Here is an 18,171-nt window from a genome sequence, read left to right on the forward strand (position 1 = left end):
TTCTAGTGGGCGCCCGACGAACCGGTCAATTAGGTCGGGCCGCGTAGGCCGGGCCGCATAGGCCGAACCGCGTAGGCCGGATCGCGTAAGCCGGCCGCCCTGCCCGCGCCGCGCAGCCGCCCCCCACGCCGTCCACAGCCGCTCGTGACGCATACCCGACGCCGCGCGGGCTGGTGCGGCCACTGGTCCGACCAATCTCATGCCACGTCGCCGCTGCGCTCGAAATGGCTGCGCACGTAGTCGATATGCGTCTGCATCGCGGTGCGCGCCTCTTCGGGCCGGTGCGCGCAAATCGCCTCGCACACGACCCGGTGCTGCAACAACAGCAACTCGGATGCCTGCTCGTCCTCCGTCGTCATCCCGGCCACGTTGATCGAGATGTGCTCGCGCAGCATCCCGATCACGCTCGTATGCAGATGCAGGAACATCGTGTTGTGCGACGCGAGCGCGATCGCCTCGTGCAGCTTCGCGTCGGTCGCGGCTTCGACGGCCGCGTCGTCGTTCGCGTGCGCGGTGTCGAGCTCGCGCAGCAGCGCGCGGATCCGGCGCCGGTCGTTCGCATCGGCCCGCAGCGCGGCGAAATAGGCGGTCGCGCCTTCCAGCACGCGGCGGAATTCGAGGATGTCGTCGCGCAGCGCCGGATGATCGGCGACCAGCTGGCCCCACGGCGACGCGATGCCGGCGCGCAACTGGTCGGTCACGTAGACGCCCGCGCCGCGCCGGCTCTGCAGCAGCCCGCGCGCGACGAGCCGCTGGGTCGCCTCGCGCACCGTATTGCGCGCGACGCCGTACTGCTGCGCGAGCACGCGCTCGGCCGGCAGCCGCGCACCGGCCGGCCACGTGCCGTCGAGCAGCGCCGTCTCGATCTTGCGCATCACGCCTTCGGTCCGACCCCGTGCCGTCATCGCTGCCATCGTCGTGTCTCCCGTGGAATGCGTGCCGCGCCGATTGGCCCAACCAATTTGAGCTGTGGCGCGGACGCGGGAATTATGCAGCGAAATCGACGCTCCGCACGCCGGACCGTCGCCTCTGGAGCGAGACATGAACTCAAGGCCGTACCCCACCGCCCCCGCGCACGTGTATCTGTTCGCGACCTGCCTGGTCGACCTGTTCGTCCCCGAAGCGGGGCTCGACGCGGTCCGCCTGCTGGAACGCGAAGGCCTGACCGTCCATTATCCGCGCGGCCAGAGCTGCTGCGGGCAACCGGCCTACAGCAGCGGCAATCCCGATGAAGCGCGCCGTGTCGCGGCCGCGCAGCTCGACCTGTTCGCGCAAGCGTGGCCCGTGATCGTGCCGTCCGGCTCGTGCGCGGGCATGATCCGGCACCACTGGCCGGCGCTGTTCGCCGACGATCCCGTTCACGGCCCGAAAGCGCGCGCGATCGCGGAACGGACCTACGAACTCGCCGAATTCCTCGTCCATGTGCTCGACGTGCGGCTCGACGCGGTCATGGCCGGCGCCGGGCCCGACGAACGCGTCGTGCTGCACACGTCGTGCGCGGCGCGGCGCGAGATGGGCACGCGCGTGCACGGCGTCGCGCTCGTCGACGCACTGCCGGGCGTGACGCGCATCGAACACGAACGCGAATCCGAATGCTGCGGCTTCGGCGGCACGTTCTCGCTGAAGCATCCGGACATCTCCGGCGCAATGGTGGGCGACAAGGTCGCGTCGGCTTGCGCGACCGGCTGCGACCGGCTCGTGTCCGCGGACTGCGGCTGCCTGCTGAACATCGGTCACGCCGCCGCCAAGGCCGGCGCGGCGCTGCCGGTCGAGCATCTCGCGAGCTTCCTGTGGCGCCGCACGGCCGGCGCCGCATCGTTGCGCGGAGACGGGCAATGAGCGCGCGCGACGCGATCCTCGCGCGGCTGCGCGCCGCCGCGCCGGGCGTCGCCGCAACCACGGCTCCCGCGCTCGACGCACGCATCGACTCGCATTACGACACTCGTCGCGCATCGGCCGGGCACGCTCCCGAGGCGCGCGTGCAGGCGATGCAGACCGCGCTCGCCGCGTCGCACGCCGAAGTCTGGTGCGCGAGCGCCGACGCATGGCCCGCGCAGCTTGCCGCACGCCTCGCCGACGCCGGCGTGCGCCGCCTGCTGCTCGACCCGGCCCGCGCCGAATCCGCGGCACTCGTCCGCGCGCTGCCCGATACGGTCGGGCCCGTGCCGTTCGACCGGCCGATCGACGCATGGAAGGCCGATCTGTTCGACACGATCGACGCGGGCTTCACCGTCGCACGCTCGGGCATCGCGGCGACCGGCACCGTCGTGCTCGCGCCCGATGCCGGCACGCCGCGCACGGTGTCGCTGGTGCCGCCGCTGCATGTCGCGCTCGTGCACGCGAACACGCTGCATGCCGACCTGCACGCCGCCGTGCACGCGGAGCGCTGGCAAGCCGGCATGCCGACCAACCTCGTGCTGGTATCCGGTCCGTCGAAGACCTCCGACATCCAGCAGACGCTCGCCTATGGCGCGCACGGCCCGCGCCGCCTGTGGGTCGTGATCGTCACCGATTCGGCCGGGCCGCCGGCTACCCCCGCTTCCGAGGACCTGCCGCGATGAGCGACCACACGCTGCAATTCGTCGCCCCCGGCGACTTCAAGACCCGCGCGCGCGCCGCGCTCGACGATCCGGCGCTGCGCCGGAGCTTTCGCGGCGCGATGGACTTCCTGCAGGGCAAGCGCGCGACGCAGTTCCCCGACGACACCGAGCTGCAGCAGTTGCGCGATCTCGGCGAAGCCGTCCGCCAGCATGCGCTCGCGCAATTGCCGGCGCTGCTCGAACGGCTGGAGACGAAGCTCACCGCGGCCGGCGTGCACGTGTACTGGGCCGAGACGGCCGCCGACGCGAACGCGATCGTGCTCGGCATCGCGCAGACGAGGAAGGCGCGCCGCGTGATCAAGGGCAAGTCGATGGCGAGCGAGGAAATCGAGCTGAACCATTACCTCGCGGAGCACGGCATCGACTGCATCGAATCGGACATGGGCGAATTCATCGTGCAGCTCGCGGGCGAGAAGCCGTCGCATATCGTGATGCCGGCGATCCACAAGACCCGCGGCGACATCGCCGAACTGTTCGAGGCACACCTGCCCGGCACGCGCTACACGGAAGACGTCGACGAACTGATCCAGACCGGCCGGCGCGCGCTGCGCCGCGCGTTCGCCGACGCGGACATCGGCCTGTCCGGCGTGAACTTCGCGGCGGCCGACACGGGCACGCTGTGGCTCGTCGAGAACGAAGGCAACGGCCGCCTGTCGACGACGGTGCCCGACACGCACGTCGCGATCATGGGGATCGAGAAGGTCGTCGAGAAGCTCGAGCACATCGTGCCGCTGTCGAGCCTGCTCACGCGCTCGGCCACCGGCCAGGCGATCACGACCTACTTCAACCTGATCTCGGGCCCGCGCCGCGACGGCGAACGCGACGGCCCGCGCGAGTTGCACCTGGTGCTGCTCGACAACGGCCGCACGCAGGCGTACGCGGACGAACAACTGCGCGCGACGCTGCAGTGCATCCGCTGCGGCGCGTGCATGAACCATTGCCCCGTCTATACGCGCATCGGCGGCCACGCGTACGGCACGACCTACCCGGGCCCGATCGGCAAGATCATCTCGCCGCACCTGCTCGGCCTCGACGCGACGGCCGACCTGCCGACCGCGTCGACGCTGTGCGGCGCATGCGGCGAGGTGTGCCCGGTGCGCATCCCGATCCCGCAATTGCTCGTGCGGCTGCGCACCGAGGCGAACCGCAAGCCCGACGAGCCCGTCGCGCATCCGTTGCGCGGCCAGGGCGCGAACTATCACCGCGCGGAAGAACTCGTGTGGCGCTTCTGGTCGGGCGCGTTCGCGCATCCGCGCGCGTACCGCGCGTTCCGCTGGACCGCGACGCGTCTGCGCGCGCTGACGCCCGCGAAGCAGATGGGCTGGACGCAGCACCGCACGCCGCTCGAACCGGCGCCGCGCAGCCTGTCCGACCTGCTGCGCGCACGCGGCCAGCCCGAATAGCGCATCCCGTTTCAAACCCGTACCCCTATAAATCCATGGAGGAGACACCCATGCAGGTTTGGCATCAGATCTACACCCCGCTCGGCAGCCTCGGGCTGTCGGCACTCGTCGCCGCGATTCCGATCATCTTCTTTTTCGTCGCGCTGGCCGCGCTGCGGATGAAGGGCCACGTCGCGGCCGCGATCACGCTGCTGCTGGCGCTCGGCGTCGCGATCCTCGCGTACGGAATGCCCGTGCCGCAGGCGCTCGCGGCGGCCGGTTTCGGCTTCGCGTACGGCATCTGGCCGATCGCGTGGATCATCGTCGCGGCCGTGTTCCTGTACAAGATCGTCGTGAAGACCGGCCAGTTCGACGTCATCCGCGCGTCGGTGCTGTCGATCACCGACGACCAGCGGCTGCAGATGCTGCTGATCGGCTTCTCGTTCGGCGCGTTCCTCGAAGGCGCCGCCGGCTTCGGCGCGCCCGTCGCGATCACGGCCGCGCTGCTCGTCGGCCTAGGCTTCAAGCCGCTGCATGCGGCCGGCCTGTGCCTGATCGCGAACACCGCGCCGGTCGCGTTCGGCGCGATGGGCATCCCGATCATCGTCGCCGGACAGGTGACGGGCATCGACCCGTTCCACATCGGCGCGATGGCCGGCCGCCAGTTGCCGCTGCTGTCGCTCGCGGTGCCGTTCTGGCTGGTATTCATGATGGACGGGCTGCGCGGCGTGCGGCAGACCTGGCCGGCCGCGCTCGTCGCGGGCGGCAGCTTCGCGGTCACGCAGTATTTCACGTCGAACCACATCGGACCCGAGCTGCCGGACATCACGTCGTCGCTCGTCAGCCTCGTGTCGCTCGCCGCGTTCCTGAAGGTCTGGCAGCCGAGCAGCGCGAGGCAGACGGCGGGCGCGATCGTCGCGTCCGGCGGCGGCGCGGCGCTCGCGGGGTTCGGCGCGGGCGGCAACGGGTCGGGCGCGAGCCGCCAGGCGTCGCCGTACACGCTCGCGCAAACCGTGCGCGCGTGGTCGCCGTTCCTGATCCTGACGGCCGTCGTCACCGTGTGGAGCATCGCGCCGTTCAAGGCGCTGTTCGCCGCGCACGGCGCGCTCGCGTCGACCGTGCTGAAGTTCCACGTGGCCGGGCTCGACCAGCTCGTCGTGAAGACCGCGCCGATCGCCGCGACGCCGAAGGCGCTCGACGCGGTGCTGAAGATCGATCTCGTGTCGGCGGTCGGCAGCGCGATCCTCGTGACCGCGCTGATCTCGATGGCGCTGTTGCGGATGAAGCCGCGCGACGCGTTCGTCACGTTCGGCGAGACGCTGAAGGAACTGACGCGCCCGATCCTGTCGATCGGCCTCGTGCTCGCGTTCGCGTTCGTCGCGAACTACTCGGGGATGTCGTCGACGCTCGCGCTGATGCTGGCCGCGACCGGCGGCGCGTTCCCGTTCTTCTCGCCGTTTCTCGGCTGGCTCGGCGTGTTCCTGACCGGCTCGGACACGTCGTCGAACGCGCTCTTCTGCTCGCTGCAGCAGGCGACCGCCCATCAACTGGGCGTGCCCGAAACGCTCGCGGTCGCCGCGAACACGACCGGCGGCGTGACCGCGAAGATGATCTCGCCGCAATCGATCGCGGTCGCGTGCGCGGCGACGGGCCTCGTCGGCAAGGAATCCGAGCTGTTCCGCTTCACGGTGCGGCACAGCCTGCTGTTCGCGGTGATCGTCGGGCTCATCACGCTCGTACAGGCGTACGTGCTGCCGGGGATGGTGCCGTAAGCGGCAACGTGCACGCCCGAAAAACAAAAAACCCACGCCCGAACGAGCGTGGGTTTTTCATTTCGCGTGCCGATCGCCGGCGTCGACGACCGGCGATCGGTTACGCAATCAGCTGCTGAATCAGCTGCCTTTCGCGATGCGATCCTGGATATGCTGCGCACGGCTCGCCGACGACGGGTGCGAGCTCATCATCGAGCTCTGGCCGCCGTCCATCTGCGCGAGCTTCTGGAAGCCGGTGACGAGGCCCTTCTGGCTCATGCCCTTCTGCTTCATCAGGTCGAACGAGTAGTCGTCGGCCGCGCTTTCCTGCGACTGCGAGAACTGCGCGTTGATGAACTTCTCGGTGATGTCGCCGAGCTGCGAGCTCGACAGCGCCGCCACACCCGGCGATGCCGCGCCGGCCGCGCTGCGCGCCGCGCTCACGGCGTAGGCCGTCTGCATCGCCTTCTTCGAGTGACCGAGCGCGACATGGCCCATTTCATGGCCGATCACGCCGCGCAGCTCGTCGTCGTTCATCATGTCCATCAGGCCGCTGTACACGCGCACGCAACCGTTGCCCATCGCCCACGCGTTGACGTCCTTGGTCACGTAGACCTTGTAGTTGATCTTCTGGCCGTTCAGCGTCATGTCGCCGAAGCCCTTCATCACCTTCGTCAGGCGCTTCGCGTAGGCGCTGTTGGCCGGCGCGATCTTCGACTCGGCGTCGCTCGACTTGCACGATTCGTTCGACAGCGCGGCGATGTCGCTGTCCGACAGCGTCGCTGCCTTGTACAGATTGGTCCCCGCCGACGTCAGGCTGTTCGCGTCAAGGCCCTGTACCCCGCCGCACGCGCTCAACAGAAACGCCACGCCACACGCCGCCACCGCTTTCTTGAGTTGCATCCCGGAATCCCTCGATAGTTGTATTTGGGAGCGGCGATTTTGCATAATCCGGCAGAAAATTACCAGATGTTTACATCCGATGACACGTTGATTACTCAGCGGATTGAAATGACCCGGCGATCTGGCACCGTATTGACGACAAAAATCATGGCAATCGCCGCACGCCGGTACGGCGATCGGGGAAGGAGAATGGACGGGCCTGCGCTCAGGCCGTCTGGTCGCGGCGCCGCGTCAGGCGGCGTGCGACCAGCATCGGCAGCCGCATCGCGAAGCCGGTGAAAAGCCGCAAGTGCATCCACGCGAGCAGCGCGTTGTCGCGACCGTAGTGAAAGTGCGACACGCCGCCTTCATGGCGGCCGAAATAGCGCACCGGTGCGTCGATGCGGATCGGGCGCACGCCGGCCCAGCACAGCCGCACGGCCGCTTCGGGATCGAAGTCGAAGCCGCGCATCCACGGCTGGCGCCGCATGATCGCCGCCAGCGGCGCGACCGGATAGACCCGAAAGCCGTACAGCGAATCGCCGATCCCGGCCCACAGCGTCTCGAGGTCGGCCCACGCGTTCGACAGCCGGCGCCCCTGCACGCGCAACTGCGGCGCGCTCCCGTCGAACTTCGGCACGCCGAGCACCATCGCGTCGGGTGCAGCCTGCGATGCCGCCATGAAAGCGGGAATCAGGTCGGCCGGATGCTGGCCGTCGGAATCCATCGTCAGCACGTGCGTGAAGCCGCTCGCGGCGGCCGCGTCGAGCCCCGCGAGCACCGCGGCGCCCTTGCCGCGATTCTCCGGCAGCACGATCACGCGCAAGCCGGGATCGCGCTCGGCCATCGCCTGCAGCCGTTCGGCGCTGCCGTCGGTGCTGCCGTCGACGACGACCCACACCGGATTCCACTGCTCGCGGGCATTGTGCACGGTCGTGTCGACCTTGGCGCCCGGGTTGTAGCTCGGAATCAGGACGAGATGGGTGGACGAGGCGTGCAGCTCGGACATGGGAACAACCGATGGCGAAGACGGGGATCCTGACAAAAGTGTATGACGTGCCGACGACCGCCGGCACGCGTCGTCGACACCGGCCGCATGCGGGGCCGGTTGCCGGATCGTGAGGCCGTCGCGCTTCATGACAGCCACTCCACGGCATGACCGGCGCTGGCCTCGATCTCGACCAGCAGGTCGTCGCGACACACGTCCGCGTGAACGAACAGCGGCCGCACGTGGGGACCGGCCGCCTCGCGCAACACTTGCCCGATCGCGGCCAGCGTCGCGGTATCGCCGGCGTCGCGCACGTAGACGCGATAGCTGAGGTCGGCGAGCGAGAACGGGCCGTGCCCCTGCCGCGCGGCCTGCTCGAGCACCGCCGCGAGGTTCGCGACCGTCTCGCGCGTCTGCGCGACGACGTCGCCGCAATGCACGGTGCGGTGGCCGACGATGCTCGCGGTGCCCGATACGAACAGCACCGGCGCCGCCTCGCCGTCGGCCCATGCGGCGGCGCGCGCGAACGTCGGCGCACGCGGGCCGTACTGCGCCGGATAGTGATACGCGCTGACCTGGCGCGGATTCTCGATGGAATCGGCCGGCGTTCGGCTCGCGAGGAAGTAAATCGCGAGCGGTGCGGCCGGCGACGCGTCACCCGTGAGCGGCACGACCGAGCCGAGCGCGCATGCGGCCGGCACGCCGCCCGTCGATGCACGGCGGCACGCGTCGAACGCCTGCTGACGGCCGATATTGAACTGACGATAGCGCTCGATCCCGCCCTGCACCGCATTGATCGCCGGCACGGTATTCCAGATCCGCAGCGGATGCGGCATGCCGAGCGTATCGAGCAGGTCGAACAGCGCGCGGTACGCGTCGAACGTCGCGCGTTCGAGCGGCGTGCCGCCGTCGCGCGGTGCGTCGTATGCGGCGTCCGTCTCGTGCACGACGAGGCTGCCGAACACGAGCCCCGCCGCTTCGCTGTAGCGATAGCGCAGCGCACCTCGCTGCTCGCTGCACAGGTCGTGCGCATCGCATTGCCACAGTTCGCAGACGGCATCGCCCGCTGCGACCTCGGCGCCGAGCAGCATCATCTGCACCGGCGCGACCGGCAGGCCGGGCGCGGCATCGGTCAGCATCCGCACCATCGTCTCCGCGCGCGACTCGTCCGGCGTTCCCGCTGCGCCGATGCACACCGCGCCCAGTACGCCGGGAAACACGCGATCGAGTCCGTCGCCACGGCTATCCGCATCGTGCAGCAGCGCGACGAGCCGCGCATGGCTCATCCGGACGAGCCGCAGCGCGCGGCCGCCGGCGTGCGCGAACGGCGCGGCGGCAGACAACGGGGGACACGGGCGCCGTTCGGCGTGGACTGGATGCACGGACACTTCGATTTCCTCACTAGATGGCGTTGGCCGCCGCCCGACATCGCGGCCCTGCACCGCGTTGCGTTACGTCAGGCCAGCGCGACGCGCTTCGTCATGCGAGCCCGCCGTTGACGGACAACACCTGCCCCGTCACATAGGCCGCGGCGTCGGACACCAGATACGCGACCATCGCCGCGACTTCGTCGGGCCGGCCCGCACGCTGCGCGGGCACGAGCTGCTTGATGCGTTCGGCCGGAAACGCGTGCTCGGCCATCGGCGACGCAATGATGCCGGGCGCCACCGCGTTCACGGTGATGCCGCGCGACGCGAGCTCCAGCGACAGCGACTTCGTCGCGCCGATCAGCCCCGCCTTCGCGGCTGCGTAATTGGCCTGCCCGCGATTGCCGGTCACGCCGGCCACCGACGCGATGTTGACGATCCGCCCGCGCCGCGTGCGGATCATCGGCAACAGCAGCGGCTGCGTGACGTTGAAAAAACCGTTGAGCGTCACGTCGATCACGCTGCGCCATTGCTCGCGCGACATGCCGGCCATCGGCGCGTCGTCGTGAATGCCCGCGTTGTTGACGAGGATCTGCACCGGCGCGTCGTCGATGAACGGCTGCAGCGCGGCGAGCGTCGCATCGGCGTCGGTCACGTCGAACGCGATCGCGTGCGCGGCGCCGCCGGCCGCGACGATCTGCTGCGCGACGGCCTGCGCCTGCGCGAGATGGCGGTTCGCATGCACCCACACTTCATGGCCGGCCTGCGCGAGCGCCGTGCAGATCGCCTGCCCGAGCGCGCCGCTGCCGCCCGTCACGAGCGCCCGCATCGAATGGCTCCGTTCATCGCGTTGTTCACCTCGCTAGACGCGGCCGCGCATCGTCCTTCGAGCGCCGCCGCATGCCGTCTTCACCGTTGCGCTACGCCCGTGCGCTACGCCGTCACTTCGTGCGATGCGCGGCGACGTAAGCAGCCAGCGCACCGAGCGTCGCAAAGATCGTCTGGTTGTCAGGATTGTCCGAGCGCAGTTCGAAGCCGTACTTCTTCGAAATCAGCAGCGCGATTTCCAGGATGTCGATGGAATCGAGCCCGAAACCTTCGCCATACAGCGGCGTAACGGCCGTCACTGTGTCGAGCGGGACGTCTTCGAGATTCAATTCGCCGATGATCAGCGTGGCGAGCTCTTGTTCCAGTGCGTTCATCATGCGTGCGAGCAGGCGGCCATGGCAGCGGGAGGCGCCCGGAAACGGCAAACCGTCGGGCACGCCCGGCGCGTGCCAATCTCCGTCCCTCCGGCGTCTGCCGGCTTCCCCGCCTGCGTCGTTTGGGGATCGTTTGTAAAAGTTACGCGGATTCTAGACGAAGGGTATCGGGCCGTATACCGCGAATGGTTACAAGACTGGCGAGCCGCCGCGACGGCCCGTTTCGAACCCGAATGCACGAGACGCTTGAGCCGCTTCGGATGGAAATGGACCGACCCCGCGAAACCGGTCGCCCGGTGCCATACAATCGGTTACAAAACCCGGTCGCGGCCGCCCCGAACCCGCGCTGCCGCGGCCCTAAAATGAGCGTGCCCGACCACCGGCCCGGACCCGCGTCCCGGCCACCATTCATATGATGTTTGACGGCCCGCCCCCGCGCCCGTCCACGATCCGCCCGATGTCTCCCGTGATGCCGTGTCCGCCCTTGCGCTCCGTTCCGATTCGCCCGCCCGTCGGCCGCTGCAGCCCGGCCGCCGGCCGGAGTGCGCGCCGCGCGCCCGGAGGCCGCCGATGAGCCGGCTGCTGCCCGTCGTGCGCGGCGCCGCAGCGGTCGGCGCCGTGGCCGCGTACCAGGCCGGCGCGCATTACGCGAGCGCGACACCCGGCGCGCACGGCTTCGGCCTCGCGATGGCGCTCGTGCCGCCGCTGCTGCTCGCACTGGGCGTCGCGCTGCGCTCGCCGCGGCGCGCGTGGCTCGTGCCGGCATGGCTGCTGGCCGCCGCCGCGCTGTGGGCCGCGCGCGCGCCGCTCGCTCGGCACTTCGAATGGGGGCTGTATCTTGAACACGCGAGCTTCAACGTCGCGATGGCGCTGCTGTTCGGCCGCACGCTCGCGGCCGGCAAGGTACCGCTGTGCACGCGCTTCGCGGCGATGATCCACGGCACGGTCACGCCGGCCGTCGCGCGCTACACGCGGCGGATCACGCTCGCATGGACGCTGTTCTTCATCGCGATCGCCGCCGTGTCGACGCTGCTGTTCGCGACCGCGCCGATCGTCACGTGGTCGACCTTCGCGAACTACCTGTCGCTGCCGCTCGTCGCCGTGATGTTCGCCGCCGAGCATGCGTGCCGGCGTGTCGCGCTGCCGCACGAGCCGCGGCCGCGAATGATCGACGCGGTGCGCGCGTATCGCGCGTCCACCCACGCATCGCAGGCCTCGCGATGAATTCATGACCGGCGCGGCCCCACGGCCGCGCCGGCCTTCGTACCCGTCTTGACCGATTTATGCCGACTCACCCGCTGGTATTCCATGCCTCGCCCGACCAGACGATCGCCTGGCGCGACGGCTCGCCCGTCACCGTGCGCGCGTTCATCGCCGACGTCGCGCGCGTGGCCGCGGCGCTGCCCACCGGCGGCCACGTGTTCAACGTGTGCCGCGACCGCTATCGCTTCGCGGTCAGCCTGTGCGCGGCGCTCGTCGCCGGCAAGATCAGCCTGCTGCCGTCGACGCACACGCCGGAAATGGTCCGCCAGCTCGCGTCGTTCGCGCCCGACGCGTTCTGCCTGCACGATGCGCCCGATTGCACGATCGACCTGCCGCGCTTCGCGTATCCCGATGCCGCGCCCGGCGAACTCGCGAGCGATGCGCCGTTCGCCGTCCCGCGGATCGACGCGGCGCGGATCATGGCCTACGTGTTCACGTCCGGCTCGACCGGCGCGCCGGTGCCGCACCGCAAGACCTGGGGCTTCCTGGTCGGCTGCGTGCATGCGGCGGCCGATCGCCTCGGGCTGCTCGATGGCCGCGCGGCCACGCTGATCGGCACGGTGCCCGCGCAGCACATGTACGGCTTCGAATCGACGGTGCTGCTCGCGCTGATCGGCGGCCTCGCGTTCAGCAATCGCCAGCCGTTCTACCCGGGCGACATTCGCGACGAACTCGACGCGATCCCGCAGCCGCGCGTGCTCGTCACGTCGCCGATCCACCTGCGTGCGCTGCTGTCGGCCGGCCATGCGCTGCCGCGTGCGGCGCTGGTGCTGTCGGCCACCGCGCCGCTGTCGGAAAAGCTCGCGTGCGAAGCCGAGGCCGCGCTCGGCGCGCCGCTCGTCGAGATCTACGGCAGCACCGAGACCGGCCAGATCGCGACCCGTCGCACGTCACGAGGCGCGGCGTGGGAACTGTTCCCGGGCATCCGGCTCGACGCACGCGACGAACCGGACGGCGACGACGGCGGGCCGACCGTGTGGGTATCGGGCGGGCACGTCGAGGCGCCCGTGCCGATGGGCGATGCGCTCGAACTGCTCGACGACGGCCGGTTCCTGCTGCACGGCCGCAAGGCCGATCTCGTCAACATCGCCGGCAAGCGCACGTCGCTCGCGTACCTGAACCATCAGCTCAACGCGATTCCCCAAGTGGTCGACGGCGTGTTCTTCATGCCCGACGAAGCCGGGCCGGCACAGGGCGACACCGCCCTGGAGCCGGTCACGCGCCTCGTCGCGCTGGTCGTCGCGCCGACGCTCGCGGCGGCCGATCTGCAACGCGCGCTGCGTGAGCGGATCGATCCCGCGTTCATGCCGCGCCCGCTCGTGTTCGTCGATGCACTGCCGCGCAATGAAACGGGCAAGCTGCCGCGCGACGTGCTGGCCGCGCTCGTTGCGCAACATGCGCGCGCGACGGCCGCGCCGCCGGCCGAGCACGACCCGGCCGGCCCGCCCGTGCTCGCGTTCACGATCGCCGCCGACCATCCCGCGCTGCCCGGCCATTTCCCCGGCCATCCGGTCGTGCCGGGCGTCGTGCTGCTCGATCATGCGATCCACACGATCGGCGCGGCGCTGAACCGCCCGCTGCATGCGTGGCGGCTCGGGTCCGCGAAATTCCTGAGCCCGGTCGCGCCCGGCGAGCCGCTCGCGCTCGCGTACGACGCCGCGGCCAGCGGCGCGATCCGCTTCACGGTGCGCGCCGGGTCGCGCGAGGTCGCGACCGGCGTGCTGTCCGCGCCGCCGGCCGCGCAGGACGGCGCGCAGCCATGAAGCGCACCGCATGGGCCGAGCGCCAGGAGCGCAGCAACGCGGGCCTGCTGCGCGCGATGACGTGGATCTCGCTGCGCTTCGGCCGGCAACGCGCGCGCATCGTGCTGCACCTGATCGCGACGTATTTCGTGCTGTTCTCGCCGGTCGCGTGCGCGGCGTCGCGCGACTACCTGCGGCGCGTGCTCGGCCGCCCCGCACGCTGGCGCGACGTGTATCGGCACGTGTTCACGTTCGCGGCGACGATCCACGATCGCGTCTACCTGATGAACGAGCGCTTCGACCTGTTCGACATCCGGCTGCACGGCGAGACGCTCGTCGACGACGCGCTCGCGGGCGGGCGCGGCGCGTTCCTGATGGGCGCGCATCTCGGCAGCTTCGAGGTCGTGCGCGCGATCGGCCGCACGCATCCGGATCTGCGCGTGGTCGTCACGATGTACGAGAAGAACGCGCACAAGATCAACGCGACGCTCGCCGCGGTGAACCCGGCCGCGCAGCCGGAAGTGATTCCGCTCGGGCAGGTCGACTCGATGCTGAAGGTGCGCGAGCGCCTCGATGCGAACTGCATGGTCGGCATGCTCGCCGACCGCACGCTGCTCGATGACGCGGCCGCGTCGCTACGACGCTTGCCGCTGCTCGGCGCGCCGGCCGCGTTCCCGCTCGGCCCGCTTTACATGGCCGCGATGCTGAAGCGCCCGGTGATCTTCATGACGGGCCTCTATCGCGACGGCAACCGCTACGATGTGCACTTCGAGACGCTCGCCGATTTCTCCGACGTGCGGCGCGACGCGCGTGCGGCGGCGGTCGATGCAGCGCTCGCGCGCTACGTCGCGCTGCTCGACAAGTACTGCCGCATGGCGCCGTACAACTGGTTCAACTATTTCGATTTCTGGCAAGGCGGCGATGCCGAGGCCGCGCGCCGCGACGCGGTGCACGCCGCCGCCGACCTGCCCGCCACGAGGGATTCCGACGCATGATCGCCGTTCGCCGCCGCCCGTTCCCGTTCTCGCTGCCCCGCCTCGCCCGCGTGCTCGCCGCCGGCGCCGCCGCAGTCGCGCTGGCCGTGCCCGCGCACGCGGCCGACGCTGGTTCGGCGTGGAGCCTCGACCGGCTGATGTCGACGCTCGCGCAGCACAAATCGGGCCGTGCGACCTTCACCGAGACGAAGTACCTGTCGATCGCCACGCAGCCGGTCGAATCGTCGGGCGAGCTGGTGTTCGTCGCGCCCGACCATCTGGAAAAGCACACGCTGAGCCCGAAGCCCGAACACCTCGTCGTCGACGGCGACATGCTCACCGTCGAGCGCAACGACCGCAAGTACACGCTCGCGCTCGCGCGCTATCCGGAGCTCGGCGCGTTCATTGACAGTATCCGCGCGACGCTCGCCGGCAACCGCTTCGCGCTCGAACGGGTGTACAAGGTCGCCCTGTCCGGACGCGGCGACGACTGGACGCTGACGCTCACGCCGCTCGACTCGCGGATGCTGAAAGTCGTCAGCACGATCACGCTCGACGGCACGCGCGACGTGTTGCGCAGTGTCGCGATCCGGCAGGCCGACGGCGATCGTTCGGTGATGCGCCTGCAACCCGTGGCGGCGAGCGCGAACTGATGGACGATCGCACGCGCCCCTCCCCCGTCGCGCACCGCCAGCCCGCGTGGCGGCAGCGCGCGGTGCTCGTGTGGCTGCTCGCGCTCGTCGCGTGCGGCGTCGCGATCGGGCGTGCGCACTTCACGGCCGACCTGTCCGCGTTCCTGCCGAATGCGCCGAGCGCCGGGCAACGCGTGCTCGTCGATCAGTTGCGCGACGGCATCGTGTCGCGCCTGATCCTCGTCGCGATCGACGGCGGCGATGCGAGCACGCGCGCCGCGCTGTCGCGGCGCGTCGCCGGCACGCTGCGCGCCGATCCGCGGTTCGCGGCCGTGCACAACGGCGAAGCCGCGAACGACGCGCGCGACCGGCAATTCATCTTCGATCACCGCTATCTACTGAGCCCGGCCGTCACGCCGCAACGCTTCAGCGCCGACGGCCTGCACCGGGCGCTCGGCGACAGCCTCGATCTGCTGAGTTCGTCGGCCGGCCTCGTCGCGAAGGCGATGCTGCCGCGCGACCCGACCGGCGAAGTCGCCGCGCTCGTCGACGGCCTCGACAGCGCGGCCGAACCGGCGAGCCGCGACGGCGTGTGGGCGTCGCGCGACGGCACGCGCGCGGTGCTGGTCGTACAGACGGCCGCCGCCGGCTCCGATACCGATGCGCAGGCACGCGCGATCGACACGGTGCGGCGCGCGTTCGCCGCCGCGAAACGGGCCATCCCGAATGCAGCGGCAACCACGCTCGCAATGACAGGCCCCGGCGTGTTCTCGGTCGACACGCGCGACACGATCCGGCACGACGTCGAACGATTGTCGACGGCAAGCGTCGTGCTGATCGTCGCGCTGCTGCTCACGCTGTACCGTTCGCCACGCACGCTCGCGCTCGGCCTGCTGCCGGTGCTGACGGGCGTCGCGGCGGGAATCGCGGCGGTCAGCGTCGCGTTCGGCACGGTCCACGGGCTGACGCTCGGGTTCGGTACGACGCTGATCGGCGAAGCCGTCGACTATTCGATCTACCTGTTCGTGCAATCGGCGCAGGACGGCACGCGCGGCGCCGCGCGCCCGGCCGACGCGACGCGCGCGTGGGTCGCCGCGTACTGGCCGACGATCCGGCTCGGCGTGCTGACGTCGGTGTGCGGCTTCGCGTCGATGCTGTTCTCCGGATTCCCGGGCCTCGTGCAACTCGGGTGCTATTCGATCGTCGGGCTGACGGCCGCCGCGCTCGTCACGCGCTTCGTGCTGCCGCACCTGCGCGGCGAGCATGTCGCGATCCGCGACGTATCGCGCGTCGGCGCCGTGCTGGCGCGCGCGGCCGACGCCGCGCCGCGGCTGCGCTGGCCGCTCTTGGTGCTCGTGGTCGCCGCATGCGCGACCCTCGCGCTGCATCGCGACAGCCTGTGGAGCCGCGAGCTCGCCGCGCTCAGCCCCGTGCCGGCGCCCGCGCAGGCGCTCGACGCACGGCTGCGCGCGGATGTCGGCGCGCCCGACGTGCGCTACCTCGTCGTGATTGCCGCGCCGACCGAGCAGGCCGCACTCGAAGGCGCGGAAAAAATCGCCGCGCAATTGCAGCCCCTCGTCGATCGCGGCGTGCTCGGCGGTTTCGAAAACCCCGCGCGCTATCTGCCGAGCGACGCCGCGCAGCGCGCGCGCCAGGCGAGCCTGCCGGATGCGAACGCGCTTGCCGCACGGATGCGCGATGCCGTCGCGCACCAGCCGATCGCGGTGAAGCCCGACCTGTTCGCGCCGTTCCTCGCCGACGTCGACACCGCGCGTCGCGCGCCGCTGCTGACGCGCGCGGACCTGCGCGGCACGTCGATGGCGCTCGCCGTCGATGCGCTGCTGACCGAACGCGACGGCCGCTGGAGCGCGATGCTGCCGCTGCGTGCGCCGGACGCCGCACGCACCGCGCAGCCGGCGCCGAGCCTCGATGCCGCGCCGATTCGCGCCGCCGTCGCGCGCGCGGGCGTGCCCGATGCGCTGTTCGTCGACATGAAGACCGAAGCCGATCGGCTGTACGTGAGCTACGTGCACGAGGACATCCGGCTGTCGCTCGCAGGATTCGCCGCGATCGCCGTGCTGCTGCTGATCGCGCTGCGCTCGCCGCGCCGCGCCGTGCGCGCCCTCGCCCCGCTCGTCGCGGCCGTGCTGGTCGTGACGGCCGGCTTCGCGCTCGCCGGCGTGCAGCTGACGATCCTGCACCTCGTCGGGATGCTGCTGATCGTCGCGGTCGGCTCGAACTACGCGCTGTTCTTCTGCCGGCGCGACGACGCGCAGCCCGTCACGCCGTACACGCTGGTGTCGCTGCTGATCGCGAACCTCGCGACGGTCGCCGGCTTCGGGCTGCTCGCGCTGTCGCGCGTGCCGCTGCTCGAAACCTTCGGGCTGACCGTCGGCCCCGGCGCGATGCTCGCGCTCGCGTTCGCGGCGATTCTCGCGCCGCGCGCCGCGACGGCGGCCGGCAATCGTGAACGAGGAGGCCGCGCATGAGTGCGCCGTCGTCGATTCCACCGCGTGACGCCGGCGACGCGCGGCGCTGGAAACCCACGCCGCTGATCGCGGGCACCGCCGCGCTGCACGCGGGCGCGGCCGCCGCCGTGATCGCGCAACCGGCCGCGTGGCCGTGGGCCGTCGGCAGCGTGGTCGCGTCGCACCTCACGCTGACCGCGGCCGGCCTGTGGCCGCGCAGCACGCTGCTCGGCCCGAACTGGACGCGCCTGCCGCCCGGCGCGGGCCGCCGCATCGCGCTGACGATCGACGATGGCCCGGACCCGGACGTCACGCCGCGCGTGCTCGACCTGCTCGACCGTCACGACGCGCGCGCGACGTTCTTCTGCATCGGCGATCTCGCGCGCCGTCATCCGCAGTGGATCGAGGCGATCGTCGCGCGCGGCCATGCGGTGGAGAACCACAGCCAGCGGCACCGCCATACGTTCTCGCTGTCGGGGCCGGCCGCGCTGCGACGCGAAATCGCGGCCGCACAGCAGACGCTGACCGATCTCGCCGGCACGCGTCCGCTGTTCTTCCGCGCGCCGGCCGGCCTGCGCAATCCGTTTCTCGAACCGGTGCTGTGCGAACTCGGCCTGCAACTCGCGAGCTGGACGCGGCGCGGCTTCGACACGCGTGCGCACGACGCCGCGACCGTCACGCGCCGCCTGCTGCACGGCCTCGATGCGCGCGACATCCTGCTGGTCCACGACGGTCATGCGGCGCGCGATGCGCGCGGCGAACCGGTCGTGCTCGACGTGCTGCACGCGGTGCTGCGCGCGGCCGCCGACGCGCAGTTGCACTGGACCACCCTGCGCGCGGCGCTCGCGCCCGAACCGTCCGGCCAGCCGGGCGTTCCGGCACCCCCCGTTTGATAAAATCTGACCTCGAACGGCGCGCCC

The 18,171-nt window shown here is 70.7% G+C and carries 16 protein-coding genes; 10 read left to right on the plus strand and 6 right to left on the minus strand.

What is annotated here, in order from left to right; translation table 11 throughout:
- Nucleotides 1-197 precede the first annotated feature (197 nt).
- Nucleotides 198-914: a FadR/GntR family transcriptional regulator gene (locus tag CFB46_RS01825; protein ID WP_027785420.1), complete on the minus strand. Its 717-nt coding sequence runs from the start codon at nucleotides 912-914 to the stop codon at nucleotides 198-200.
- Nucleotides 915-1,041: 127 nt separating this feature from the next.
- On the opposite strand from CFB46_RS01825, the gene CFB46_RS01830 reads away from it, so the two are divergent.
- The 4 genes from CFB46_RS01830 to CFB46_RS01845 are packed head-to-tail and all read left to right on the plus strand — an operon-like array spanning nucleotide 1,042 to nucleotide 5,754.
- The gene (locus tag CFB46_RS01830; RefSeq protein ID WP_027785421.1) at nucleotides 1,042-1,839 is read left to right on the plus strand and encodes a (Fe-S)-binding protein; all 798 of its coding nucleotides are present in this window, start codon (nucleotides 1,042-1,044) and stop codon (nucleotides 1,837-1,839) included.
- Nucleotides 1,836-2,561, plus strand: a complete 726-nt coding sequence (locus CFB46_RS01835) for a LutC/YkgG family protein (RefSeq protein WP_027785422.1) — start codon at nucleotides 1,836-1,838, stop codon at nucleotides 2,559-2,561. Before CFB46_RS01830 ends, CFB46_RS01835 begins: the two co-directional genes overlap by 4 nt.
- The gene (locus CFB46_RS01840) at nucleotides 2,558-4,003 is read left to right on the plus strand and encodes a LutB/LldF family L-lactate oxidation iron-sulfur protein (protein WP_027785423.1); all 1,446 of its coding nucleotides are present in this window, start codon (nucleotides 2,558-2,560) and stop codon (nucleotides 4,001-4,003) included. Before CFB46_RS01835 ends, CFB46_RS01840 begins: the two co-directional genes overlap by 4 nt.
- 50 nt (nucleotides 4,004-4,053) lie before the next feature.
- Nucleotides 4,054-5,754, plus strand: coding sequence for a lactate permease LctP family transporter (locus CFB46_RS01845; protein WP_027785424.1), 1,701 nt, complete (start codon nucleotides 4,054-4,056; stop codon nucleotides 5,752-5,754).
- 120 nt (nucleotides 5,755-5,874) lie between these two features.
- On the opposite strand, the gene CFB46_RS01850 is transcribed toward CFB46_RS01845, so the two are convergent.
- The 5 genes from CFB46_RS01850 to CFB46_RS01870 form a co-directional block, all read right to left on the minus strand.
- Nucleotides 5,875-6,636, minus strand: a complete 762-nt coding sequence (locus tag CFB46_RS01850; RefSeq protein ID WP_027785425.1) for a M48 family metalloprotease — start codon at nucleotides 6,634-6,636, stop codon at nucleotides 5,875-5,877.
- Nucleotides 6,637-6,841: 205 nt separating this feature from the next.
- Nucleotides 6,842-7,624, minus strand: coding sequence for a glycosyltransferase family 2 protein (locus CFB46_RS01855; RefSeq protein ID WP_027785426.1), 783 nt, complete (start codon nucleotides 7,622-7,624; stop codon nucleotides 6,842-6,844).
- A gap of 125 nt (nucleotides 7,625-7,749) precedes the next feature.
- Entirely contained in the window at nucleotides 7,750-9,045 is a 1,296-nt protein-coding gene (locus CFB46_RS01860; protein ID WP_027785427.1) for a chorismate transformation enzyme, FkbO/Hyg5 family, read from the minus strand.
- Between the two features lie 37 nt (nucleotides 9,046-9,082).
- Nucleotides 9,083-9,799, minus strand: coding sequence for a 3-oxoacyl-ACP reductase FabG (fabG, locus tag CFB46_RS01865; protein ID WP_027785428.1), 717 nt, complete (start codon nucleotides 9,797-9,799; stop codon nucleotides 9,083-9,085).
- Between the two features lie 112 nt (nucleotides 9,800-9,911).
- Nucleotides 9,912-10,172: a phosphopantetheine-binding protein gene (locus CFB46_RS01870; protein WP_027785429.1), complete on the minus strand. Its 261-nt coding sequence runs from the start codon at nucleotides 10,170-10,172 to the stop codon at nucleotides 9,912-9,914.
- A gap of 570 nt (nucleotides 10,173-10,742) precedes the next feature.
- Here CFB46_RS01870 and CFB46_RS01880 point away from each other — a divergent pair.
- Genes CFB46_RS01880 through CFB46_RS01905 form a run of 6 tightly spaced genes read left to right on the plus strand, consistent with a single transcriptional unit; the run spans nucleotide 10,743 to nucleotide 18,144 of the window.
- Nucleotides 10,743-11,396, plus strand: a complete 654-nt coding sequence (locus tag CFB46_RS01880; RefSeq protein WP_027785430.1) for a membrane protein — start codon at nucleotides 10,743-10,745, stop codon at nucleotides 11,394-11,396.
- Between the two features lie 59 nt (nucleotides 11,397-11,455).
- Nucleotides 11,456-13,198: an acyl-CoA synthetase family protein gene (locus CFB46_RS01885; protein ID WP_027785431.1), complete on the plus strand. Its 1,743-nt coding sequence runs from the start codon at nucleotides 11,456-11,458 to the stop codon at nucleotides 13,196-13,198.
- Complete coding sequence (locus tag CFB46_RS01890) at nucleotides 13,195-14,172, plus strand: LpxL/LpxP family acyltransferase (protein WP_027785432.1); 978 nt, start codon at nucleotides 13,195-13,197, stop codon at nucleotides 14,170-14,172. Before CFB46_RS01885 ends, CFB46_RS01890 begins: the two co-directional genes overlap by 4 nt.
- Nucleotides 14,169-14,804: an outer membrane lipoprotein carrier protein LolA gene (locus CFB46_RS01895; protein WP_027785433.1), complete on the plus strand. Its 636-nt coding sequence runs from the start codon at nucleotides 14,169-14,171 to the stop codon at nucleotides 14,802-14,804. Before CFB46_RS01890 ends, CFB46_RS01895 begins: the two co-directional genes overlap by 4 nt.
- On the plus strand, nucleotides 14,804-17,272 hold the full coding sequence (locus CFB46_RS01900; protein ID WP_027785434.1) for an MMPL family transporter: 2,469 nt from the start codon (nucleotides 14,804-14,806) through the stop codon (nucleotides 17,270-17,272). Before CFB46_RS01895 ends, CFB46_RS01900 begins: the two co-directional genes overlap by 1 nt.
- Nucleotides 17,269-18,144: a polysaccharide deacetylase family protein gene (locus tag CFB46_RS01905; RefSeq protein WP_051421407.1), complete on the plus strand. Its 876-nt coding sequence runs from the start codon at nucleotides 17,269-17,271 to the stop codon at nucleotides 18,142-18,144. Before CFB46_RS01900 ends, CFB46_RS01905 begins: the two co-directional genes overlap by 4 nt.
- Nucleotides 18,145-18,171: the final 27 nt, after the last annotated feature.

The sequence above is a fragment of the Burkholderia sp. HI2761 genome (genome assembly GCF_002223355.1).
Classification (GTDB): Bacteria; Pseudomonadota; Gammaproteobacteria; order Burkholderiales; family Burkholderiaceae; genus Burkholderia.